General features: G+C 69.8%; 20 protein-coding genes. 6 read left to right on the top strand and 14 right to left on the bottom strand.

Annotation, left to right across the window (positions count from 1 at the left end; all coding sequences use genetic code 11):
• Window positions 1-26: 26 nt before the first annotated feature.
• The 6 genes from ID574_RS26145 to ID574_RS26120 form a co-directional block, all read right to left on the bottom strand.
• Window positions 27-749, bottom strand: coding sequence for a siderophore-interacting protein (locus ID574_RS26145; RefSeq protein ID WP_188191609.1), 723 nt, complete (start codon window positions 747-749; stop codon window positions 27-29).
• A complete protein-coding gene (locus tag ID574_RS26140) occupies window positions 746-1270 on the bottom strand; it encodes a PadR family transcriptional regulator (protein ID WP_188191608.1) in 525 nt (174 codons plus the stop codon). Before ID574_RS26140 ends, ID574_RS26145 begins: the two co-directional genes overlap by 4 nt.
• 75 nt (window positions 1271-1345) lie before the next feature.
• A complete protein-coding gene (locus tag ID574_RS26135; RefSeq protein WP_188191607.1) occupies window positions 1346-2230 on the bottom strand; it encodes an alpha/beta fold hydrolase in 885 nt (294 codons plus the stop codon).
• Between the two features lie 52 nt (window positions 2231-2282).
• A complete protein-coding gene (locus ID574_RS26130) occupies window positions 2283-3119 on the bottom strand; it encodes a hypothetical protein (RefSeq protein WP_188191606.1) in 837 nt (278 codons plus the stop codon).
• 196 nt (window positions 3120-3315) lie between these two features.
• Window positions 3316-3477: a hypothetical protein gene (locus ID574_RS26125; protein ID WP_188191605.1), complete on the bottom strand. Its 162-nt coding sequence runs from the start codon at window positions 3475-3477 to the stop codon at window positions 3316-3318.
• 2 nt (window positions 3478-3479) lie between these two features.
• Window positions 3480-4616: a glycosyltransferase family 2 protein gene (locus tag ID574_RS26120; RefSeq protein ID WP_223167074.1), complete on the bottom strand. Its 1137-nt coding sequence runs from the start codon at window positions 4614-4616 to the stop codon at window positions 3480-3482.
• A gap of 199 nt (window positions 4617-4815) precedes the next feature.
• Between ID574_RS26120 and ID574_RS26115 the strand changes: the two genes are divergently transcribed.
• The 5 genes from ID574_RS26115 to ID574_RS26095 all read left to right on the top strand — a co-directional run bounded on the left by ID574_RS26115 (window position 4816) and on the right by ID574_RS26095 (window position 10094).
• Window positions 4816-5448, top strand: a complete 633-nt coding sequence (locus tag ID574_RS26115) for a class F sortase (RefSeq protein ID WP_223167073.1) — start codon at window positions 4816-4818, stop codon at window positions 5446-5448.
• Between the two features lie 90 nt (window positions 5449-5538).
• On the top strand, window positions 5539-5889 hold the full coding sequence (locus ID574_RS26110; RefSeq protein ID WP_188191604.1) for an ArsR/SmtB family transcription factor: 351 nt from the start codon (window positions 5539-5541) through the stop codon (window positions 5887-5889).
• 53 nt (window positions 5890-5942) lie between these two features.
• Window positions 5943-6194 carry a type II toxin-antitoxin system VapB family antitoxin gene (locus ID574_RS26105; protein WP_188191603.1) on the top strand — a complete coding sequence of 84 codons (252 nt, stop codon included), beginning with the start codon at window positions 5943-5945 and terminating at the stop codon, window positions 6192-6194.
• A gap of 400 nt (window positions 6195-6594) precedes the next feature.
• Window positions 6595-8007, top strand: coding sequence for an amidase (locus ID574_RS26100; RefSeq protein ID WP_188191602.1), 1413 nt, complete (start codon window positions 6595-6597; stop codon window positions 8005-8007).
• A gap of 362 nt (window positions 8008-8369) precedes the next feature.
• Window positions 8370-10094, top strand: a complete 1725-nt coding sequence (locus tag ID574_RS26095) for an NACHT domain-containing protein (protein ID WP_188191601.1) — start codon at window positions 8370-8372, stop codon at window positions 10092-10094.
• A 192-nt stretch (window positions 10095-10286) separates the two neighbouring features.
• On the opposite strand, the gene ilvC is transcribed toward ID574_RS26095, so the two are convergent.
• The 5 genes from ilvC to ID574_RS26070 all read right to left on the bottom strand — a co-directional run bounded on the left by ilvC (window position 10287) and on the right by ID574_RS26070 (window position 17510).
• Complete coding sequence (gene ilvC, locus ID574_RS26090; RefSeq protein WP_188191925.1) at window positions 10287-11270, bottom strand: ketol-acid reductoisomerase; 984 nt, start codon at window positions 11268-11270, stop codon at window positions 10287-10289.
• Window positions 11271-11293: 23 nt separating this feature from the next.
• The gene (gene ilvN / locus ID574_RS26085) at window positions 11294-11818 is read right to left on the bottom strand and encodes an acetolactate synthase small subunit (RefSeq protein ID WP_188191600.1); all 525 of its coding nucleotides are present in this window, start codon (window positions 11816-11818) and stop codon (window positions 11294-11296) included.
• The gene (locus ID574_RS26080; protein WP_188191599.1) at window positions 11811-13550 is read right to left on the bottom strand and encodes an acetolactate synthase large subunit; all 1740 of its coding nucleotides are present in this window, start codon (window positions 13548-13550) and stop codon (window positions 11811-11813) included. Before ID574_RS26080 ends, ilvN begins: the two co-directional genes overlap by 8 nt.
• A gap of 203 nt (window positions 13551-13753) precedes the next feature.
• On the bottom strand, window positions 13754-16309 hold the full coding sequence (locus ID574_RS26075; RefSeq protein WP_188191924.1) for a putative bifunctional diguanylate cyclase/phosphodiesterase: 2556 nt from the start codon (window positions 16307-16309) through the stop codon (window positions 13754-13756).
• A gap of 292 nt (window positions 16310-16601) precedes the next feature.
• Window positions 16602-17510, bottom strand: coding sequence for a 2-hydroxyacid dehydrogenase (locus tag ID574_RS26070; RefSeq protein WP_188191598.1), 909 nt, complete (start codon window positions 17508-17510; stop codon window positions 16602-16604).
• 29 nt (window positions 17511-17539) lie between these two features.
• On the opposite strand from ID574_RS26070, the gene ID574_RS26065 reads away from it, so the two are divergent.
• Entirely contained in the window at window positions 17540-18619 is a 1080-nt protein-coding gene (locus ID574_RS26065; RefSeq protein WP_442939325.1) for a PQQ-dependent sugar dehydrogenase, read from the top strand.
• Window positions 18620-18917: 298 nt separating this feature from the next.
• On the opposite strand, the gene ID574_RS26060 is transcribed toward ID574_RS26065, so the two are convergent.
• From ID574_RS26060 to ID574_RS26050, 3 genes are all read right to left on the bottom strand, one after another.
• Window positions 18918-20678, bottom strand: a complete 1761-nt coding sequence (locus tag ID574_RS26060) for a VanW family protein (protein ID WP_188191596.1) — start codon at window positions 20676-20678, stop codon at window positions 18918-18920.
• 327 nt (window positions 20679-21005) lie between these two features.
• A complete protein-coding gene (locus tag ID574_RS26055) occupies window positions 21006-21668 on the bottom strand; it encodes a response regulator (protein ID WP_188191595.1) in 663 nt (220 codons plus the stop codon).
• Window positions 21665-23227 carry a sensor histidine kinase gene (locus ID574_RS26050; RefSeq protein ID WP_223167128.1) on the bottom strand — a complete coding sequence of 521 codons (1563 nt, stop codon included), beginning with the start codon at window positions 23225-23227 and terminating at the stop codon, window positions 21665-21667. Before ID574_RS26050 ends, ID574_RS26055 begins: the two co-directional genes overlap by 4 nt.
• Between the last annotated feature and the right edge of the window lie 4 nt (window positions 23228-23231).

Raw genomic sequence — 23231 nt, 5'->3', positions numbered from 1 at the left:
ACTATCACGGATGGCGGGCGGCCGCGTCAGTCGAGCCCTCGCCTGCCAGGGGTCCAGAACGGCTTGGTGCGCACGTCCCGCCGCGACCAGCCGCGCTCGCCGACCAGGTGGGCGCGGACGGCCTGGATCGTGCGTGCCTCGCCGGCGAGATAGGCGACCCCGGGCCGATCCGGCAGGTCCAGCTCGCGGACCGCGTCCACCAGCGCACGGGAGCCGGCCGCCGGCGCGCCGTCCCGGCACACCCGGACGAGTTTCCTGGGCAGGTCGAGGTGCTCGCCGGGCCCGTCGGCCTCCACGGCTCCGTAGACGGCCGCATCCTCCGGGAGGGCGCGCAGCATCGCGCCGAATGCCACCGACGCCGTCTCCTCCCCCGCGAACACGTGGTACGGCGCCTCTTTCACCACGAAGCTCCCCTCCGGCCTGGTGAACGAGATCTCCTGGCCGGGCGCGGCGCTCCTGACCCAGGAGGCGCCCGGGGCGTCGCCGCCGTGGTCGTAGCCGATCAGATCGACGGCCTCCCAGGTGGGGTCGTGCCGCCAGATCGAGTACGTCCGCAGGACTCCGCCCAGCAGGCCCCGGCCGTCGCCGACCAGCAGCCGCACGTGCTGGCCCGGCGTCCAGCTCAGGCCGGCCAGGGCCTCCCCCGCGATCCTGATCCGCCGCATGCGGGGCGTCATCCGCTCGACCTCGACGACCTCCCCCCGGACGAACATCCGGTCGAGCACCCTGCGGGCGAGGGGTTGTCTCATCGCCTCCCCCTCGGGTCGAGATCGTCGATGCGGTGGCGGGCCTCGACGAAGATCTCCAGGATGCGCTCGACGACCCTCGGGTCGCCGTGCGCGTGCGCCAGCGTCTTCACGGCCGCCTTGACCATCCGCAGCGCCGGACCGACGATCTCGGCGGCCTCGGGCTCGCGGAACATCCCCCACTCGCCCCGGCTGGCCGCCCGGCCCCAGAGCCGCTCGATCTCGTCGGCCTGGTCCTCGGCGGCGCGCCGGCCCTCGTCGGTGACGTGGTAGACCTTGCGGCCGTCGGCCTGCTCGACGCGTACGAGACCCTCGTCCTCCAGCAACTGCAGGGTGGGGTAGATGGAGCCGGCGCTCGGCTCGTAGGTGCCGTTGAAGCGGTCGGCCAGGCGGCTCATGACCTGGTAGCCGTGGCCGGGCTGCTCGGCGATCAGCGCGAGGACGGCCAGGCGGAGCTCGCCCGGCCCGAAGAAGCGCCCCGTGGGGCCGAACCCACCCGGGACGCGGCGCGCGTTCATCATCATGACTCGGATGCTATATCGAACGATATAACGAAGGAAAGATCTTCTGCCTGTCGCCGTAATCGGCTGCGACGTGGGTCAGGGGCCGGCGGTGGGGACGGCGCGGTCCAGGAAGTCCCTGATGAGCGGCACGATCTCGCCGAGGCTGGTCTCCAGCGCCCAGTGGCCGGCGTCGAGCAGGTGCAGCTCGGCGTCCGGCAGGTCGCGGAGGTAGGCGCGGGCGGCGCCCTCGGGCATGTAGCCGTCGTGCGGGCCCCACACGATCAACGTCGGCGGCCGGTGCTCGCGCAGGTACGCCTGCTCCTTCGGGAACCATTCGAGCGTCGTCGCCTGGTCCTCGAACAGGCCCACGACGTTCTCGCGGCGCTGCGGGGTGTTCATCAACGCCCAGTGCAGCGTCCACAGGTCCGGACTCACCCGGGCGGCCAGATGGGCGGGCAGGTCGCCGGCGAACTCGTCGCGGAAACCCTCCTCGGTGACGTTCGCGGCGAGCTCGGCCCGGCCCTCGGGCGTCGGGTTCGCCCAGAACTCCTTGAGCCAGGCGTACTTCGGGCCGAGCTCGTCCTCGTAGATGTCGCCGTTCTGGATGACGAGCGCGGTGACCCGTTCGGGAGCGCGCATGGCCAGGCGCAGGCCGAACTGGGAGCCGTAGTCGTGCAGGTAGATGGCGTACTCCGGCAGGCCCATGGCGTGCGTGAAGCGTTCCAGGAAATCGGCGTAGCCGTCGAACGTGTAGGAGAAGGCGGCGCGGTCGGGGGTGGCGCTGTAGCCGAAGCCCGGCAGGTCGGGCGAGATCAGTCGCCGGCGGTCGCCGAGGGCGGGCATGAGGTTGCGGAACTCGTAGGAGGAGCACGGATAGCCGTGCGGCAGCAGGAAGACCGGCGCGTCCGCGGGCCCGGCCTCCCGGTAGAAGATCTCGACGCCGTCTACGTCGATGGTTCGATGGACTGTGCTCGCGGTCATGGAGTACGTACCTGCCCGCCGCGATGGAGGGACATGCGGCGGGCGGACGTTTCTAGCTCCAGATGCCCGGAACCTCGGCCGGCACGTCGTCCTCGACCTGGTTCTTGTCGATGACGTCTCCTTCCAGCGGCAGGAGGATGGCGACCTCGCGGCCCCATTCCGTGTAGCGGGTCTCGGACTCGACCTGGACCGAGCTGTTCTTGAAGTGCAGGTCACCCTTGGCGGCCAGCCGCTCGACCAGGCCGTTCGGGCTCAGCCAGAGGGTGTAGGAGATCTTGCCGGTGCGGCCCTTCACGGAGGCGGAGCCGTAGCGCGAGGCGAAGGAGGAGGAGACCTTGGCGAGATCGGTGGTCTTGATCGACCCCTTGACCACGCCGTCCTTCCAGGAGGCCCGGCGGTCCATCAGTGTCTTGAGCGTGGCGGGCTCCAGGACGTCGAGCAGCAGGTTGCCGGAGGGCACGTCCGTGCCGCCGTAACGCACCCAGCTCGTGCCCTCGGGCAGGGCCTCGGCGACCACCGGGCCGCCGACGTAGCTCGTCTGCCCGGAAGAGATCATGTTGACGGGCCCCTGCCCCAACGCCTCGGTCTCCTCGGGCCGCTCCTTCATCATGTTGCGGAGCAGGGCCTCGCTGTACTGGAGGGTATGGGCCACATGGGAGGCGGCCGCGCCACGGGTGTCGAACCCGATCGTGCCTTCGAGGCCCGAGGTGGCGTACATGCCTTGCCTGTACGTCACCTTCGCGGTGGCCTGCACGTTGACGGCCTTGCCGCGCGTTAACTCGGCCTTCAGCGCCTTCACCGGGTCGATCCTGGGCGCTGCCTGCGCGGGAGTGGCGGCGAGCTGCGCCAGGCCCGCGACCACGGCAACGCCGACGATGGTTCGCTTCATGAGGGTTTCCTTGGGACGGTCCAGAGGGACGCGAACAATCTTGTGCATCTAAGATCGCCCGTCAAGCCGAACCGGACGATCCGGTCCCCCGCATGCGATGAAAGGCTAGATGCGTGATCGCGGCACCCGGCAGTCCTCAGGGACGGCGCGCGCCGGAGCCGTGAGCGCCACTCGCGCGAGGGGCGCTCACGGGGTCTCAGGATTGGCGCTTGGGCATGACCCGCTTGACGGCGAGCCCCGCGGAAACGATCGTGAAGATCGCCAGCCCGATCCAGATCGCGTTGAAGCCGGCGAACGGAGCGGACACGAGGCCGCCGAAACCGGCCGCCACGCCCCCGATCGGCAGATTGTTGTACATCCTCACCATTTCCTTTCTCTGTGCCAGGCCGCCTCCCAAAAGGCCTTCGCCTGGACGATCTGCAGGAACACGTCGAAGACCATCTCCACGAACAGCAGCCCGGCGAGGAGCATCTGCCGCGGACCGCGGGCGCGTACGGTCACGACGCGTTCGACCATGAAGATCACGGTGATGGCGGCCCACACGGGCTGGATCCGCATGCCTCCCATCACCGCGATGGACCACACGACGGTCCCCAGGTAGAGGAAGACGACCACGATGCCGATGAATGAGAGCAGCTGCCGCCCCCAGTAGGGCCGGGTCACCTTCGTCCATCCGTAGTCGGTCAGGTTCTCGAGCGCGCCGCGCTTCCAGCGCAACCGCTGGCGGAAGAGCTCGCGCCAGGTGGGCATGACCTCGGTGGTCAGCGTGCACTCCTTGGGCGCCAGGATGCGCAGGCCCAGGTGGAGGATGGCCAGGGTCAGCTCGTTGTCCTCGGTGAGGACGCGCACGTCGTACACGTGGCCGGCGCCGGGCAGGCGGCCGGCCCGGCGCGCGGTGACGACCTGCTGCAGCGTGAGCGCGCGGAAGAGGGTGGCGGTCCCGGTCAGCACGAGCGCCTTGCCCTGGAGCCGGCGGACGTCACGGGCGTAGCGGACGTACTCGTTGCGCTGCAGCATGCCGACGAACCCGCCACCGTCCTTGCCGGTGAAGGTGCCGCCGACGGCGGCGTAGTAGCCACTGCTCAGGTATTCGAGCCCGGCCTGGAGGAAGCCCCGGTCCAGCGCCGAGTCGGCGTCCATGACGAGGAGCACGTCGTCGGGGCCGAGGAAGTGCAGCAGCCGGTCGAGCACCTGGTTGAGCGCGCCCGCCTTCTTGTGGGCGTTGCCCGCGGTCTCGTACACCTCGGCACCGCACCGCCGGGCGATGCGGGCGGTGTCGTCGGAGCAGTTGTCGGCGATCACGATGACGCGGTCAGGGGGCCGGGTCTGGAAACGCAGCGAGTCGATGCTCTCGGCGATCTGCTCGGCCTCGTTGTGGGCGGGGAGCAACGCGGTGACGCGCATCTGGCCGATCGGCGCCCAAGGAAGGCTCGTTTTGCCGTCGTAACGGTGCGACGTCGGTCGTGGTCGCGCGACGGCCCGCTGAGGGAAGGCCACGTATGCAGCACCTTCAGGCGAAATGAGGTGACATGGGGGAGCTATCGCCTGATGGAGCAAATGCCCAGGTCAGCGAGCAAAACGGAGTCTATCGCATCTTTTGCTAAATTTTAGCCACTCAGCCTGTTGTATCAGTGGATATAGAGTTACAGCTCCCAGAATCCACCCTTCTCCGCCTCGATCAGAGCCAGGTGCAGCTTTGCCCAGATCTCGTTCTCGCCGCGGCGCCGTGCTGCCCGCCCTCGCCGCGGCGCTCGGCGCCGCCGCTCTGATCGCGATGTCGTCGTGGCCCCGGTCCGCGGCGCCGCCTACCGCCCTCGCGCCCGCTCCCGCCACCGCCGTCCCCGCTCCGGCGGCCGCGACGCCACGGGTTCCGGCCTCACCGCCGGTCCGCGTGGAGATCCCCGGGATCGGCGTACGTGCGAAGGTCATGAATCTGGGCCTCAACCCCGACGGCACGCTGGAGGTCCCGCCCTTGTCGAAGGCCGATCAGACGGGCTGGTACGAGCGGGGCGCGGCCCCGGGAACCGCCGGCCCCACCGTGATCGTCGGCCACGTGGACACCGCCGACGGCCCGGCCGTCTTCTCCAGGCTCGGCGAGCTGCGCCCGGGCGAACGCGTACGGGTGACGCGCGCCGACGGCAGGATCGCCACGTTCCGGCTCGACGCGCTGGAGTCTGTACGCAAGGACGCCTTCCCGACCCAGCGCGTCTACGGCGACGTGGCGTACCCGGCCATCCGGCTGATCACCTGCGGCGGCGACTTCGATCGCACGAGCGGCCACTACCTGAACAACACCATCGCCTACGGCCACCTCGTCTCGATCACCTGAGGCCCGTCGCGGCGCCGGTCGGGCATTGGCGGCATATCTGCGCATTCACGCAGATACGCACGTAGCGAGGCCGGGGGTTATGCTGACGGCATGCACACGTCGCTGCCCGACTTCGACATGCCGAACGAGGAACAGGTGCACCTGGCGGCGGAGTCGTTCCGGCTGCTGTCCGACCCCACCCGCATCAAGATCCTGTGGGCGCTCCTGCAGGGCGAGTCGTCCGTGGCGTGCCTCGCCGAGCTGGCCGACGCCGCCCCCACCGCCGTCAGCCAGCACCTGGCCAAGCTCCGGCTGGCGGGGCTGGTCAAGGGCCGCCGCGAGGGCACGTTCGTCTATTACAGCGCGGCGGACGAGCACGTACGCCGTCTCCTGACGGAGGGCCTCTTCCACGCCGACCACATCGACCGCGCCCCTCAGCCCGCCACCCGCCATTCCCCTTGACGCACGGACGCGTATATTTTTTCGCGAACGTATATATAGGTGCGGAGGGGACCATGGCGAAAACCGTGATCGACCTCGACGACGAGGCCCTCGCCGAGGCCGCGAGGTTGCTTGGCACCACGTCGAAGAAGGACACGGTCAACGCCGCGCTTCGAGAGATCGTGGACCGGCGCAGGCGAGCGGCGGCTGTGGCCCGCATGCGTGAGATGGTGGCAACGGGAGAGATCGACTTCTCCGTACTGGAGAAGGGCGGCGACACGAATCAGGCCGGCGCGGCTCGAATATCTTCGCGCCGTAAGTGGTAAGGCCGCATTTTACGAAGCCGACAGCCTTCTTCGCGGGACCTTTCCCTACTGCGTCGTCCCCGATTCGGCTTGGGACGAGGCAAGCCACTTGCAACGAGAACTCGCCGAAAAGGGGTGGCACCAATGCGCCTCCCCCACAGATCTGCTCACAGCGGTGACAGCCAGGCATCACAAGCTGACGCTGCTCCACGCAGACGGCGACTTCGACACCGTCTCCCGCGTGACCGGACAACCAACACGCTGGATCAGCTGACCTCGACGTGACCCCCTTGAAGGGCAGACCAACAGCGGCATGTCCCCACGCCCCCTGTCCGGGCGGCTGAAGCACACCGCAAAGACAAGACTGCAATCCGCGGAGGACACGCCCTAGATTCCCTCGGGACGAATCCGAGGAGGCGTGATGTCGGAAATCTGGGAGATGTCGGCTGTGGAGCTGGCACGGCTGATCCGGGCCCGCGAGCTGTCGAGCCGCGAGGTCGTCGAGGCTTGTCTGCGGCGCATCGACGACGTCAACCCGCGGGTGAACGCCGTCACGGCTGTTCTGGCGGAAGAGGCGCTCCGGGCCGCCGACGCCGTGGACCGGGCGATCGCCGCCGGCTCGGCCACCGGCCCGCTCTGCGGCGTTCCCATGACCGTGAAGGAGAACATCGACGTCGCGGGCTCGGCCACGACGCAGGGCATCGTCGCGCTTCGCGACGCGATCGCCGCCCAGGACGCCCCGCACATCGCCGAGTTACGCGCGGCCGGCGCCATCCCGATCGGCCGGACGAACATGCCGGAGTTCGGCATGCGCTGGCACACGGACAACGACCTGCGCGGCGCCACCCTCAACCCTTGGTCGGCCGCCCACACCCCCGGCGCCTCCAGTGGAGGAGACGCGGTGGCCGTGGCGACCGGCATGGCGCCGCTGGGAATGGGCAACGACGGGGCGGGCTCGCTCCGCTGGCCGGCCCAGTGCTGCGGCGTCACCGCGCTGAGGCCTTCCCTGGGCCGCGTGCCGTTGGTCGGCCGGGACGGACCAGGGCAACCGATGCCGTTCGCGTTCCAGCTGCTGGCCGTGCACGGGCCGATCGCGCGGCGAGTGGAAGATCTACGGCTGGCCCTCGCCCACATGTGCGGGGACGCCGGTGGAGACCCCTGGTACGCGCCCGCGCTCCTCGGCGGCCCGCCGGTGGAACACCCCGTCCGGGTCTCCCTCGCGATCGACCCGGACGGGCCGGAACCGGATCCCGGCGTCGCGGCGGCCTTGCGGCAGGCGGCCGACCTGCTCGCCGACGCCGGCTACGTCGTCGACGAACGCCCTGCGCCGGCCCTGACCCGGGCCGGGGAGATCTACTTCCAGATCATGTCCGCCTACGGCCGGGTTCAGGAGGAACAGCCCCCGGTCGAGCTGGTGGCGTCCGAGGGGTTCGTACGTTTCTGGGCGGAGTTCGAGCCGCACTGGACGCGGGCGGCCGACACGTCCGCTTTCGACCCCATGATGGAGCGCGCGGAGATAGCGCGGGCGTGGATGGAGTGGATGAGCGAAGCGCCGCTCGTGCTCGCGCCGATCTGCACCAGCCCGGCGTTCGCCGTGGGATCCGACCTCGACGCCGGCTGGCTCGCCGGGTGGCCGGCAGCGCTGCGGATGGCCGTGGCCGTCAACCTGCTCGGGCTGCCCGCGGTGGCGGTGCCGATCGGCGTCGCGGATGGGCTGCCCCAGGGCGTACAGGTCATCGGGCCTCGTTTCCGCGAGGACCTGTGCCTGGACGCGGCCGCCGCCATCGAGGCGAGAGTCCCGCCGCTCACCCCGATCGATCCGCGATTGGCTTAGTGTTTCGCCGCATCCCGTCGGTCAACGACGAACGAGACTCGCTTCTCCTAAAATCGCGGCTAGACATCGGATGCAAGGAGCAGGCGGATTGCAAAAGAAGCCCTCGCTGTTCGCTGTCGCGTTGGGTGCACTCGCCGTAATATCGCTCGGACTCGTCGGCAATCTCGCCACGACGACAATATCCCTCTCGCCCGCCGGAAAAATCCTGGTATGGGCGTTGGCGGCCCTCCTCGCCCTGGCCGTGATCGCTTTCGAGGTGTACCGGCAGTGGCCGGAGCGCCGTCATAAAGACCGGGTCGACACGGCGCCCGAGTTGGCGCAACCCGCTCCGGGTGCGGTGGTCGACCACCCAGCGTGCCCGGGTGGCCGCCGACCCGAAGGTCATATTCAGAAAACAGAGCCTCTATCAGCGCGTGACCCACTTATTCCGAGAAGGCGATCTGCATGATATAGCGGCCAAGTTCCGCCGGATTCCGTCCCGCCAGCTGGTGGTGCTCGGCGAGCCAGGGGCTGGAAAGAGCGTCATCGCCATATGGCTGGCCTTGGGGCTACTCGCCGATATCGCAGAAGAGGATCCCGTGCCGGTGTTGCTGTCGCTTTCTTCGTGGAATCCCGGAGGCGATGGCCATCGCGCCGGCGAGCACCTGCGCACCTGGCTCACCCGGCGGCTGGAGCAGGATTACCCCTTCCTTCTCAACGCCGACCGCTACGGCCCCCATGCGGCGTGGAGGCTGGTGACGAACGGCAAGGTCCTGCCCATCTTCGACGGCATGGATGAAATACCCCCGCCACAACGGATAGCGGCCATCAAGGGGATCGACAGGACCTACGCCGGCGGTCAACCCTTCGTCGTCACCTCGCGAGGTGACGAATATCAGGCCGCTGTCGAAACGGGCGGAGTGATCCTGTCCACCGCCGCCGTCATCGAACTCCACCCTGTCCGCCTTGACGACCTCACCGAGTTTCTCACCTCGACGCCGCCGGAAGCCGCCCACTGGCAACCGACACTCGCCGCGCTTCGTGACCGTCCCGACCTGCCACTCGCTCGTGTCCTGTCCAGCCCTCTCATGGCCGCCCTGGCCCGTAGCGTCTACACGGATCCGGCCACCGACCCTGCCGCCATGCTCGACCTCGGCCGATTCGCCGATCAATATGTGATCGAGCGCCACCTCCTCGACGGGTTCGTGCCTGCGGCCTACGCCACTTCCCCGCCTCCACCGCCAGGGCCGAGCCCCCGGTCGTCGCCAGCGCGGTGGCGGTCGGAACGCGTCAACGCCTGGCTGTGGTTCCTCGCCAGCCGCATGCAGGCGGCCGAAACGCATGATCTCGCCTGGTGGCGCTTGGCGGACTCCGTTCCACGGTATGTGCCTGCGGTGGCGTTCGGGCTGGCCGGCGGTTTGGTGGGCGCCGTCGGCGGCGCGATCGCGGGGTGGATGGCCGACGGCCCGGCCGCCGGGCGAGCGTCCGCCCTCATCGACGGGCTCGCGGGCGTCGCGGCGGGCGGGGTGGGTGGGTGGATCATCGCCGTGTCTGGCAGCGCGGCCCCTTCCGCCGTGCGGTTCCGGCTCAGGGGTCGTACCCGGCCGTTCGGATGCAGGCTCCTGGCAGGGCTCGGGTTCGGGCTCATCGTGGTGGTCGTAGGCTCCCTGATGACGTTTGCCGTGCAGGCCGTCAAGCGCGGCGAGACAGTGGACGTCATGTCCCTGTTCCTGGAGAGCGGGCTGCAGATCATGACCGAGAGCATCGCGATCGGTCTGGCGTTCAGCCTGGTCATGGGGGCCGGGGCCTGGGTGGGCGCTCCTGTAGAGGCGATTGATTCGGTCAATCCCGTGTCACTGCTGCGGATGGATCGATCAGTGGCGCTCGCCCACGCCCTGATCGTCGGGCCAATAGTCGGAATTGCGGGCGGGCTCGCTGTCGGGCAGGCGGACGGGCACGTGTTCGGTGTGGCGGCGGGGCTTGGCGATCGGGCTCGTCGCGGGACTCATGGCGATGGCGCGAACGTCGTGGGGCCGCTTCCTGATCGCGCGTGTGTGGCTGGCCGCACGGTGTCGCCTGCCATGGCACCTCATCGCGTTCCTGGATGACGCACATCGGCGGGGCGTGCTACGCCAAGCGGGGGCGGCCTACGAGTTCCGCCATGTCCGGCTTAGAGATCATCTCATCGCCACCGACATGTCAGGAGCAGGTGGAGGGGCGGGCTACCGCCGGCCCATTCGGTAATCGGGCAACGGGTGGGTGCGCGACAGCTCACCCACCCGTCCGACGACCCGCGCGAACTAGCTCTTGAGCCAGCTCATCATCGGACGGAGCTTGGCGCCCGTCTTCTCGATCGCGTCCTCGGCCAGCTCCTCGCGGTATTGCGCGAACTTCTTCTGACCGCTGTCGAACTCCTCGACCAGCTCCCGCGCGAACGAGCCGTCCTGGATCTCGCCCAGGATGCGGCGCATCTCCTGGCGGGCCTCCTCACCGATGATGCGCGGGCCGCGGGTGTAGCCGCCGTACTCGGCGGTGTCCGACACCGACCAGTACATCTTCGAGATGCCGCCCTCGTACATCAGGTCGACGATGAGCTTCATCTCGTGCAGGCACTCGAAGTAGGCCACCTCCGGCTGGTAGCCCGCCTCGATCAGCGTGTCGAAACCGGCCTTGATCAGCTCGGAGACGCCGCCGCAGAGCACGGCCTGCTCACCGAACAGGTCGGTCTCGGTCTCCTCCTTGAACGTGGTGCGCAGCGCGCCGGCGCGGGTGCCGCCGATGCCCTTGGCGTACGACAGCGCCAGGTCCAGCGCCTTGCCCGAGGCGTCCTTCTCCACCGCGACCAGGCACGGCACGCCGCGGCCTGCCTCGAACTGGCGGCGCACCAGGTGGCCGGGGCCCTTCGGGGCGACCATGCAGACGTCCACGCCCTCCGGGGCCTCGATGAGGCCGTAGCGGATGTTGAGGCCGTGGCCGAAGAACAGCGCGTCGCCCTCGACCAGGTTGGGGGCCACGTGCTGGGCGTACAGGTCGCGCTGGATGTGGTCCGGCGCGAGGATCATCGTGAGGTTGGCCTCTTCGACGGCCTCGGACGGGGTGAGGACCCGCAGCCCGTCGTTCTCGGCCTTCTCCCGGCTCTTGGAGCCCTCCGGCAGGCCGACGCGCACGTCCACGCCGGAGTCACGCAGGGAGAGCGCGTGGGCGTGGCCCTGGCTGCCGTACCCCAGCACGGCCACGTGGCGTCCCTGGATGATCGACAGGTCGGCCTGGTCGTCGTAGTAGATCTCGGTCACTTGCTCAAAACCTTTCAGGCGGTACGGTCCAGTGCCCTGAGGGACCGGTCAGTGATGGATCGGGCGCCGCGGCCGATGGCCACCATGCCCGACTGTACAAGTTCCTTGATACCGAACGGCTCGAGGACCTTGATGAAGGCCTCCAGCTTGTCCGGGGTGCCGGTGACCTCAATGGTCACGGCGTCGGCCGCCACGTCGACGCAGCGGGCGCGGAAGAGCTGGACGAGCTCCAGCACGTGTGAGCGGCTCTCGGCGTCGGCCTTGACCTTGATGAGCATCAGTTCGCGCTGCACGGACTGCGACGGGTCGAGCTCGACGATCTTCAGGACGTTCACCAGCTTGTTGAGCTGCTTGGTGACCTGTTCGAGAGGCAGTTCCTCGACGTTCACGACGATCGTCATGCGGGAGATGTCGTCGTGCTCGGTCGGCCCGACGGCCAGCGAGTCGATGTTGAATCCCCGCCGGCTGAACAGCGCGGACACGCGCGCCAGCACGCCCGGCTTGTTCTCGACAAGCACGGACAGCGTGTGCCTACTCATCTTCGCTCTCCCACCTCGGCGCCATGTCCCGGGCGATCTTGATGTCGTCGTTGCTGGTGCCCGCCGCGACCATGGGCCACACCATCGCGTCCTGGTGGACGACGAAGTCGACCACGACGGGCACGTCGTTGATCTCCATGGCCTTCTTGATGACGGCGTCCACGTCTTCAGGACGCTCGCACCGCAGGCCCACACAACCATAGGCCTCGGCCAGCTTCACGAAGTCGGGGATCCGGCGCGTCGTCTGCAGGTCGGTGTTGGAGTAACGCTGGTCGTAGAAGAGCGTCTGCCACTGGCGGACCATGCCGAGGTTGCCGTTGTTGATGACGGCGATCTTGATGGGCACGCCCTCGATCGCGCAGGTGGCCAGCTCCTGGTTGGTCATCTGGAAGCAGCCGTCGCCGTCGATGGCCCACACCGTCGCGTCCGGGCGGCCCATCTTGGCGCCCATCGCGGCCGGCACGGCGAAGCCCATCGTGCCCAGGCCGCCGGAGTTGATGAACGTGCCGGGATTCTCGTAGTCGATGAACTGCGAGGCCCACATCTGGTGCTGCCCGACCCCGGCCACGTAGTAGGTGTCAGGGCCGGCGATGGCGCTCAGCCGCTCCATCACGTACTGAGGGGCGAGGGAGCCGTCCTCGAACGGCTCGTAGCCCAGGGGGTACGTCTTCTTGTAGCCGTTGAGCAGCGTCCACCAGTCGGCGTAGTCGCCCTTCTGGCCGGACGCCTCGATCACGGCTATGAGGTCGTTGATGACCTCCTTGCAGTCGCCGACGATGGGCACGTCGGCGTGGCGGTTCTTGGAGATCTCGGCCGGGTCGATGTCGGCGTGCACGACCTTGGCGTACGGCGCGAAGGACTTCAGGTCGCCGGTCACCCGGTCGTCGAAGCGCACGCCCAGGCCGATGATCAGGTCGGACTTCTGCAGCGCGCCGACGGCCGACACGCTGCCGTGCATGCCCGGCATGCCCATGTGCTGCGGGTGGCTGTCGGGGAACGTGCCGCGCGCCATCAGGGTGGTGATGACCGGGATGTTCGTCAGCTCGGCCAGCCGCAGCAGCTCGGCCGAGGCGCGGGCCTTGTGGACGCCGCCGCCGACGTACAGGACCGGCCGCTTCGACTCGGCGATCAGCTTGGCCGCCTCGCGGATCTGCTTGGAATGCGGTCGCGTCACCGGGCGGTAGCCCGGCAGCTGCATCACCGGCGGCCACGAGAACGTGGTCTGGGCCTGCAACGCGTCCTTGGAGATGTCGACGAGGACGGGGCCGGGACGGCCGGTGGCGGCGATGTGGAACGCCTCGGCGATCGTGCGCGGGATGTCCGCCGGATCGGTGACCAGGAAGTTGTGCTTGGTGATCGGCATGGTGATGCCGGAGATGTCGGCTTCCTGGAAGGCGTCCGTGCCGATGGCCGCGCTGGCGACCTGTCCCGTGATCGCCACGATCGGCACCGAGTCCATGTAGGCGTCCGCGATCGGCGTCACCAGGTTGGTCGCGCCGGGACCGCTGGTCGCCATGCACACGCCCACCTTGCCCGTGGCCTGCGCATAGCCCTCGGCCGCATGGCCGGCGCCCTGCTCGTGCCGTACGAGCACGTGCCGGACCTTGGTCGAGTCGTAGAGAGGATCGTAGGCGGGGAGGATGGCGCCGCCCGGGATCCCGAACACGGTGTCGACTCCCACGTGCTCCAGCGCCCTCACCAGGGCCTGTGCACCTGTCATGCGTTCGGTCATCGGCTCGTTCCTTGCGTGGCTGCTCGCTTAGGACATAAAAAATGCCCCTGCCCACCGGGCGGCGGGACTGGGGCGGCGCGCAGGTCGTCGTGCTTCGCTATCGGCCTGCGCGCCGGCGAAGTACTACGAGAATCTCACTGCGAAGCATGGCGTCCACGATAGCCGCTCCGAACGCCCTGGTGTCAACTTGGTGGACACAAGTCTCAAACAGTGAGACTTGTCCGCATCAGTGAGTCTACGCCACGCGCCGCCATGGGCCGTGCCACCAGGAAGCCCTGGCCGCTGGTGCAACCCATCTTCCGCAGCAGCTCCAGCTGCTCCGGGCGCTCGATGCCCTCGGCCACCACGGTCAGCCCGAGGTCGTGGCCGAGCCGCACGATCGTACGGGTGAGCAGCGTGAGCGTGTCGTCCCTGCCCAGCCCCGCCACGAACGACGGGTCGATCTTGATCATGTCGACCGGCAGCTGCCTGAGGAACGCCAGCGACGCGTAGCCGGTGCCGAAGTCGTCGATGGCCAGGCGCACCCCGAGCGCACGCAGCTCCGACAGCCGCTTGATCGTCTCTTCGGCGTCCTCGACCAGCATCTCCTCGATCACCTCGAGGGTGAGCGCGGACGCGGGAAGCCCGCTCTCGGCCAGAGCCTCCTCGACCGTCTCGACGAAGCGCGGCGCGGTGATCTGGCGGGCCGACAGGTTGAGCGACAGCCCGATCTCCCAGGACGAGGCCCGCCAGGCGGCGACCTCGCGGCACGCCTCGCGCAGGATCCACTCGCTCAACGGCACGATCAGCCCGGTGTCCTCGGCCGGCCCCAGGAACTGCTCGGGCGGCACGAACACCGACCCGCGCCACCACCGTACGAGCGCCTCGACGGCGGTCACCCGCGACGTGGCCAGGTCGACCACGGGCTGGTATTCGATCGCGAACTGGTGCTCGATCAGCGCCCGCTGCAGGTCGGCGGCCAACTCCAGGCGGCGTACGACGTCGGCGTGCATGTGCGCGGCGAACACCTCCACCCGCCGCCCGCCGAGCTCTTTGGAGCGCGCCATGGCCACATCCGCGTTGCGGATGAGGTCGCCGGCCGGCATGTCGTCCTCGGTGAAGGCCACGCCCACGCTCGCGGTCAGCGCCACGTCGCGGTCGGCCACCCGGAACGGCTCCTGCGAGACCGCCCGGACGAGCCGCTCGGCCAGGTCGACCGCGACCTGCGCCTCACCGCCGGTCTCCACCAGCACAGCGAACTCGTCGCCGCCCCACCGGGCGAGCGTGTCGTCGGCGCGCACGGCGCCGCGCAGCCGCCGGGCCGCCTGCCCGAGCAGGTAGTCGCCGCTGGCATGGCCGACCGAGTCGTTGACCGAGGTGAACCCGTCAAGGTCGAGGAAGATCACCGCGACGTTGCCCGACGTGCGCCCGGAGAGAACCTCGCGGGTGCGCTCCTCGAAGTAGGCGCGGTTGGGCAGGCCGGTGACGCCGTCGTGGAAGGTCAGGTGGGCGACCTGGTTGCGCAGCGCCTCCTCGTCGCTGACATCCCTGGTCGTGACGAGCATCAGCTCGTCGCCGCCGACGTGGCGGGTGGCGACCGACTCCGTGGGGCGCCAGGTGCCGTCGGCCGCCCGCACCCGGCAGGCGATCAGGCAGGCGCCGGGCGCCGTGTTCTCCTCGTCGAGGTGCATGGCGCGCATCGCGACCTGGATGCCCGGCACGTCCTCGGGGTGGATGTAGTCGAAGATCGACCCGCCGACCAGGTCGCCGGGGCGGTAGCCGTACGTGACCTCGACGCCGGGGCCGATCTCGCGTACGACGCCCTCGTAGTCGCACAGGAACACCACGTCGCCCGTGCTCTCGGCCAGCTCTCTGAGCTGGCGTTCGCCGAGCCTGACCAGGCCGCGCAGGCGCACGTTGGTCGCCGACACCACGAACAGGCGCAGGAGCAGGAGCAGCACCACGGAGACCGCGACCACCACGACGCCGGTCACGGGCGGCTCGGCCTTTCCGCCGGCCAGGTGGGCCAGCAGCGTGATGGCCGCCACGGCGACCAGCGCCAGCGGCACCAGCGAGACGACGTTCCTGCCGGCGAACGCGCCTGTCTCCCTGACCCGCGGCCCCCACGGGAGGGCGGCCAGCAGCAGCAACGCCACCGGCGCCAGCATGACGGTCCAGGTCGGCGGGATGCCGCCGTCCAGGCGCGCCACCGCCGCGGCCAGGGCCGCCACGATCATGGTGATCAGCACGCCCGCGCCCGCCAGGCCGAGCAGCCGCGAGGAGGCCCGGCTGGTGAGCACGGACGGGATCACGGCGCACGTCACCAGCAGCGCGACCATCGGCGGCAGCATGACCAGCGTGAACACCGGCGGGTCGGTCGCGGCGTAGACGTGGCGCAGCTGCGCCACCCACCCGATGAGGAAGAGCGACGCGGCGCACAGGTAGGCGTCGGTGATGTGCCGGAGAACCGCTCTGGCGGGAAGCCTGCGGTCGGCGGCGATCAGTGCCCCGCCCGCCGTGACCACGCTGCCGACCAGCATGAACATGTCGGCGAAGCCGGCCACGAAGTTCTCGGTGAACGGGCGCAGCGCCACTCCGGCGCCCCAGATGACGGCGCCGCCGCCCATCCAGCGCGCCCCCATCGCCGTCGGGCGGTGCCCGGGCGACTTCAGCGAGGCGACCAGCAAGGAGGCGGCGGCGGCCAGCGCCGCGAGCCCTCCGGCGATCGCTCCTGCGATCAGGACCTGTTCGTCCTTGAGGAACGCGGCAGCGAACGCCACCGCGCCTGCCGCTACCGCGGCGGTCAGCGGCGCACGTGGATCACGCCAGCGGATCACAGTCGTTGCCCATCCCGTCTCGTGCTCTGCACCCGCGACCGCCGAAGTCCGGCGACCACTTCGCCAGTGTGAACGGTCACGAGCGCCCGGGTGGTGACAACGCCGATGTCGTCACCGATCTGATAACCAGACAGACCACTTGCCGCCAAGAGCTCCTTGACAGTGAGTCAGGAACCCCCTGCAAGCGCAACCGTACGCACCGAAGGTCACGGACCAGCCACGTTCCGGGATCCTCTCAGTACGAGTCGGTGATGACGTTGATCAGCTCCTCGCCTGCGAGGTAACGCGAGAGCTGCGCCCGGATCAGCCGCAGCATCCGCCGCCCCGACGCGGGGGTGCTGCCCGCCACGTGCGGGGTGATCAGCACGCCCGGGGCGCTCCACAGGGGGTGGCCCTCGGGCAGCGGCTCGGGCGCGGTCACATCCAGCGCGGCGCGTAGCCTACCGGTTTTCAGCTCGGCGATCAGCGCGTCGGTGTCGACGATGCCGCCTCTGGCGGCGTTCACGAGGACGGCGCCGTCCTTCATCCGCGCCAGGAAGGCCGCGTCGACCATGCCGGCGGTGTCGGGCGTGGCGGGCACGAGCAGCACCACGACGTCCGCCCGGGGCAACAGCGAGGGCAACTCCTCCAGAGCGTGCACTCCCTCGCGGGCGCTCCTGGCCACGCGGACGACCTCGACCTCGAAGCCCTCCAGCCGCCGTTCGAGCGCGGTGCCGATGGAGCCGTACCCGACGATCAGCACGGTCGAGTCGGCCAGCACGTCGGTGTGGTGGTAGGTCCACTCGCCCCTGCGCTGCGCGTCCACGAACCCGGGGAACTCCCTGAGCACCGCGATCATCGCGCCCACCGCCCACTCGGCCGTCCCCGCGTCGTGCACGCCGCGGGCGTTGCACAGCATCGCGCCCTCGGGCATGTGGGGCCGGTACGGCTCAACACCGGCGGTCACGGTCTGCACCAGCCGCAACGACGTCATCCTGGCCAGCGTGCCGGGCACGTCGGGCACCGTGGCGAGCGGCGGGATCCAGACCTCCACCTCCTCGATCCCCTCCGGCATCGGGGCGGTGCCGTCATAGACGGCGCATTCCACCCCGGGCAGGTCGGACAGAACTTCGGCTACCGAATCGGACGGAACCCAGGTCTTCATGCGGAGAACTTTATGTGTCGCCGGTAAGTATGGAGCATATGAGGAAGCTCTGGACCATCATGCTCCTGGCCGCGCTCACCGCCTGCTCCAGCGGAGGCGGAGGTGGTGGAGGAGGAGGAGAGGTGCTGCCGACGGCCGCCGTCGGCGAGGCCGCCGCCCCCGGGCAGCCCAAGGACGTGGCGACCGGACTCTCCGTGCCGTGGGCCATCGCGTTCCTGCCGGGCGGCGACGCGCTGGTGACCGAGCGGGACACGGCCCGCCTGCTGCGGGTCGGCCGGTCCGGCCAGGTGACCGAGCTGGGGACCATCGAGGGGGTGCGGCCGGACGGCGAGGGCGGCCTGATGGGGGTGGCCGTGAAGGATCAGCAGGTCTTCCTTTACTACACCGCGGAGGAGGACAACCGGATCGTCCGCTACCCGTTCGACGGCGACCGCCTCGGCGAGCCCGAGGTCATCGTCCAGGACATCCCCAAGGGCGGCATCCACAACGGCGGCAGGCTCGAGTTCGGCCCCGACGGCTACCTGTACGCCACCACGGGCGAGGTCGGCGACGGAGAGCTGTCCCAGCAGCGCGACTCGCTGGGCGGCAAGATCCTGCGCATGACCGTGGACGGCGCGCCCGCGCCCGGCAATCCCTTCGGCACGCTCGTCTACAGCTACGGCCACCGCAACGTGCAAGGACTGGCCTGGGACGAGCAGGGGCGCCTGTACGCCTCCGAGTTCGGCGCGAACACCTGGGACGAGGTCAACCTGATCAAGCCGGGCGCCAACTACGGGTGGCCCGAGGTCGAGGGACGCGGCGACGACCAGCGGTTCGTGAACCCGATCGTCACCTGGTCGACGGACGAGGCGTCCCCGTCCGGCATGGCGTACGCCAACGGCTCCCTCTGGGTGGGCGCGCTGCGCGGCACCCGCCTGTGGCAGGTCCCGTTGGACGAGAACGGCTCGGCCGGTCGGCCGGTCGCCCACTTCGACGGCCGGTACGGCCGGATCCGCGCGGTGACGGCGACGACCGGCGGCACGCTGTGGATCGGCACCAGCAACAAGGACGGGCGCGGCTCCCCACGTGACGGCGACGACCGCATCCTGTCCTTCACCGCCTCCTCCTGACGCCCTCACTACCTGCCGGGCCGCACGGGGCTGAGGTCCTTCGGGGGGAGGGGAAGGCCCGTCGGGGCTGGGTCCTTCGGGGGATGACGAGGGACGGACGCCGCAAACGCACCCCGCTGCCCGCCGCCACCGGGGCGGGGGCCGGCAAGCGCACGCCACGTGTCACCCCGGCCGGGTTCCCCGGGTCACCCACCTCAAAAGGACACCAGCCCCGTGCGGCGCAGCTCAGGCGTCACCTTGCCGGGAACTCTCCATCCGCAGGCGTGCGGCCCGCACACCAGGTGCGGGCCGGAGGAGGTCACTGGCCGGTGCCGGCGCAGGTGATCTGGGCCTGGGGACGGTACTTCGTGGTCAGCTTCTTGTCCTTCTTGACCACTTTCCCGTCCTTGTGGAACACCCGGGTGACGTCGATCGTGAACCCCCGCTCCCCCACTGTCGGCAGGCAGTCGGGCGCGGAGCTGACCTCCTGGCGGAACGGCGTGAAGTTGCGCCGCTCCGACTCCACCGCCTCCACGTTGTCGTACCGCTTGGTGCTCCACAACGTGACCGAGACCGAGGTGTCCGTGAAGGCCGTCTTGATCAGCACCCCGAAGTCTGAGTCGTTGCGCCACTTCAGATCCGTGTCCGGATAGAGCAGCGCCACGTCCCGCCCGGCCGGGTACCGCTGCGCGTAGTAGTCCATCGGCTGGTGCTCTACGTCCTCGAACCCACCGAAGAAGGCCGCGTTGTACATGGTCGTGGCGAACTGCGAGACCCCGCCGCCCACGATGTTGACCATCCGCCCGCCGACGATCTGACCGGCCTCGACGTAGCCGTCCTCGACAGTGCGCTCGCCGACGACCTCGTTGATCGAGAACGTCTCCCCGGGCTTCACCACGTAGCCGTCGAGCTGCTGCGCCATGCGCTGGATGTTCTTCACCCGGGGCTGGCAACAGTCGAAGCTCGTGGTGAACGAGCCCACCTTCTCCTTGATCCCGAGGCCCTGCACCTGCTTGGTGGTGACCGTCGGCGCCACGACCCCGAGCCGCACGGGGACCGTCCGCGAGCCGCCCTCGTCGAACACCTTCTCCAGGTCCGCGACCAGCAGCTTCTCGTTCACGCCCCGCCCGGTCCGCGACGGCACCAGGATCGGCTTGTCGTTCACGATCTGGTACGTGGCGTCGCGGGGCTGCTGTGCCGCGTCGACCAGCTTGCTCTCCACGCCGGCCAGCACCGCCTTGGCGTCGAACTCCGGCACCAGCTTGCCGTCGGTGTCCGGGACGTAGGCCAGGTTGGCCGCGATCATGGCCGGGGAGATCTGCGCCTGCTTGTCACCGCTGGTCAGCGTGATGGGACTGGCGACGGCCCTGCGTGCCTTGGTCAGGGCGTCCTGTACGGCCTCGGCCGTGGTGACGGGCTCGGCCGGCCGGAGCGCGAGCACCACCGTGCCGCCGCCCCGCAGGAAGGCGTCGCTGATCCTTTGTACGGCGTCGTCCCTGTCGAGCAGCACGCCGTCGGCGGGCTCGCGGGCCTTCGGCCGGAGCCCGGAGAAGGTCACCCGGCCCTCCACCGCGGGCTTGTCGACGCTCTCCGCCAGCCCTTCGACGGTCCTTGCCAGCTGCGAGGAGTCGAGGGTGACCTTCGGCTGGAGCTCGGTGGTGCCGGTCAGGCCCTGCCAGACCTCCCGCGGGCTGGGGAACCCGCTCGGCGCCTGCCCGATCGTGCCGACCACGTCGAGTTCGAGTCCGGCCTCGTCGGGCTGGACGGTGTCCTTCTGGGCGCCGATGTCGACCACGACGGGCCTGCTCAGCTTGGTGCCCAGCTCGGCCCGGAGCTTCTCGGCCGCCTGTGTCACGGTCAGGCCCCCGATGTCCACGCCGGCCACGCGGGTGCCGCGTAGCACGGAGCCCGACATGAGCACGGCGGGCACCACGTACGCCAGGGCCGCGAGCACCACGACGAACAGCGCCAGACCAGGCAGCAGCCGGCTCCGCCGGTGCGGCTCGGTGTCACCGAAGGACGGCGGGTCGGACGGCCCGGTGGCCCCGAACATGGGGACGGACGGCTCTTTGTCCTTCATCGGCCATGGCTGCGCCGGCGGCGCCACCGGCGGCAGCGCGCTTCCCGATGGACCGCCCGGCGCGCTCGGGCCCTGCGCCGGCCGAGGCTCCTGCCTGTCCGGCGGACCGAAGATGTCCCGGGAGACCCCCGGGGGTAAGCCTTCGATCCGCGGCTTCTTGGAGACGCTCGACGAGGGCAAGGGCACCGAGGCGAACGGGTCGGTCGGTGATTCGATCGGTCCGGCGTTTCGCACGCCTCAATCTCCTCCCGGGTCCGCAGCCAAGTCTCAGGCAACAGTAAGGCACGAGGATCCGCATATGTCACGGGAAATGGCTACGGAAATGTGTCAACCTCGCCACCGGTAGCGATGTTCCGGTCGTCCGGCCGTTCCGTAGCGCGGGCGCAATTCGGCCTGCCCCGCCGCGCACAGGTATTCCAGATAGCGGCGGGCACTCACCCGCGACAGGCCCGTGAGCTCGGCGGCTTCGACCGCCGACAGGTCGCGGCCCGCATCTCGGAGGGTATCGGCCACCAGCGCGCAGGTGGCCGAGGACAACCCTTTCGGCATGGGGGCGGCCGAAGTGGGCGTGCCGAAGAGGCGGTCCACGTCGTCCTGGCGGGCCTCGGGCCCGATGGCGGTCAGGCGCTTGCGGGTGTCGGCGTACTGCTGGAGGCGTTCGGTCAGGGCGGCGGCGGTGAACGGCTTGATCAGATAGTTGAAGGCGCCGCCGCGCATGGCCTCCCTGACGGTGGGCACGTCTCGAGCGGCGCTGATCACGAGGACGTCGACGTCGTGAAGTGCCTTGAGCACCTCCAGGCCGGACATGTCGGGCAGGTAAATGTCGAGCAGCACGAGGTCGGGCCGCAGCTCGGCCGCCGTGGCGAGCGCGTCGGCGCCGTTGTGCGCCATGGAGACGACCCGGAAGCCGGGCACCCGGGACACGTAACCGCTGTGGATGCGGGCCACCATGAAGTCGTCGTCCACGACCAGCACGCGAATGTCGCTCATGTTCTCGCCTTCGCAGGGAGCAGTGCCGTGAAGACGGCTCCGCCCGCGTTCGCCACCCGTACCCAGCCGCCTCGGCGCAGGCACGCCTGCCGGGTCAGCGCCAGGCCGAGTCCGCGCGGCCCCGAATGGGCCGCCTTGGTGGTGAAGCCCTCTCTGAAGACCTCGTCCACCAGGTCCGGGGCGATGCCGGGGCCCGAGTCGCCGACCCGCACGCGCAGCCCGCCGGCGTCGGCCTGCACCGACACCTCGATCGTGCCCGGCGCGCCGTCGAGCGCGTCGATGGCGTTCGCGACCAGGTTGCCGACGACCAGCACCGCGTCCTGCGGATCGCCGAGCGTGCCCTCGGGCACGGAGGAGTCGTCCGACAGCACGAGGTTGGCGCCGCGCTCGGCCGCCTCGGCGGACTTGGCCAGCAGCAGGGCGGCCAGGGTCGGGTCCTGGACGCGTTCGCGCAGGTCGGTGGCGTACGTGGCGCGGGTGGTGCTGGTGATGAAGGCGATCGCGGCCTCGTGCTCGCCCAGCTCCAGCAGGCCGACGACGGTGTGCATGCGGTTGGCGAACTCGTGCGCCTGGGCGCGCAGGGCCTCGGTCGCGCTGCTGGTATCGTCGAGCTCGCGGGCCAGGCGGACCAGCTCGGTGCGGTCCCTGAGCGTGACCACCCAGCCGAGGTGGCGGCCGCGTACCCACACCGGGGTGCGGTTGAGCACCAGAACGCGCTCACCGTGCAGCACGATGCGGTCCTCGCCCGGGTCGGCGCCGCCGAGCACGTCACGCATGCGCTCGGAGACGGGCATCGCGCTCAGGTCCTCGCCGACCTCGCCGAGCAGGTCGCGGGCGGCGTCGTTGACCAGCGTCACGTGGCCCTCGAGGTCGAGCGCGAGCACGCCCTCCTTGACGCCGTGCAGCACGCCCTCGCGCTGCTCGAGCAGCGCGGCGATCTCCTTGGGCTCCAGGCCGAACGTCTGCCTGCGCACCCGCGCGGTGATCAGCGCGGCCAGCGCCAGGCCGGCCAGCATGACCGCCAGCGCCGTCCAGACCAGCGGCGGCAGCGCGCCGCCGACCTGCGCCATGACCGTGGTCTCCAGCACGCCCACGGAGACCAGGCCGATCACGGTGCCGTACTCGTCGCGGATCGGGTACTTGCCCCTGACCGTGGTGCCGATCGTGCCGGTCTGGGTGCCCACCCAGCCCTTGCCGGTCATGAGCACCTCCGTGCCGTCGGTGGACAGCTTCTTGCCGATCAGCGAGGCGTTGGGGTGGGCGTAGCGGGTCTGCTCGGCGTTGGCGATCACGACGTAGTCGGCGCCGGTCTCCTGCTGGACGCTCATGGCCAGCGGCTGGAGCACCGTCGAGGGCTCCGGCAGCTTGAACGCCTCGCGGACCTGCGGGAGCCCGGCCACCGACTGGGCGATGGCGAGCGCCCGCTGCTGGTGGAGCCCGGCGAGCTGGTTGCGGGTGTGCCCGGCCCACACGCCGGCCGTGCCCCCGACGGCGAGCAACACGATCACCATCTGGAGCACGAACAGCTGGGTCCCTAGGGAGGCGTCGCGCACCCTCATCACG

It is taken from the genome of Nonomuraea sp. SYSU D8015, assembly GCF_008065375.1.
Taxonomy (GTDB): Bacteria; Actinomycetota; Actinomycetes; order Streptosporangiales; family Streptosporangiaceae; genus Nonomuraea.
This window is presented reverse-complemented; position numbering and strand designations above follow the sequence as displayed.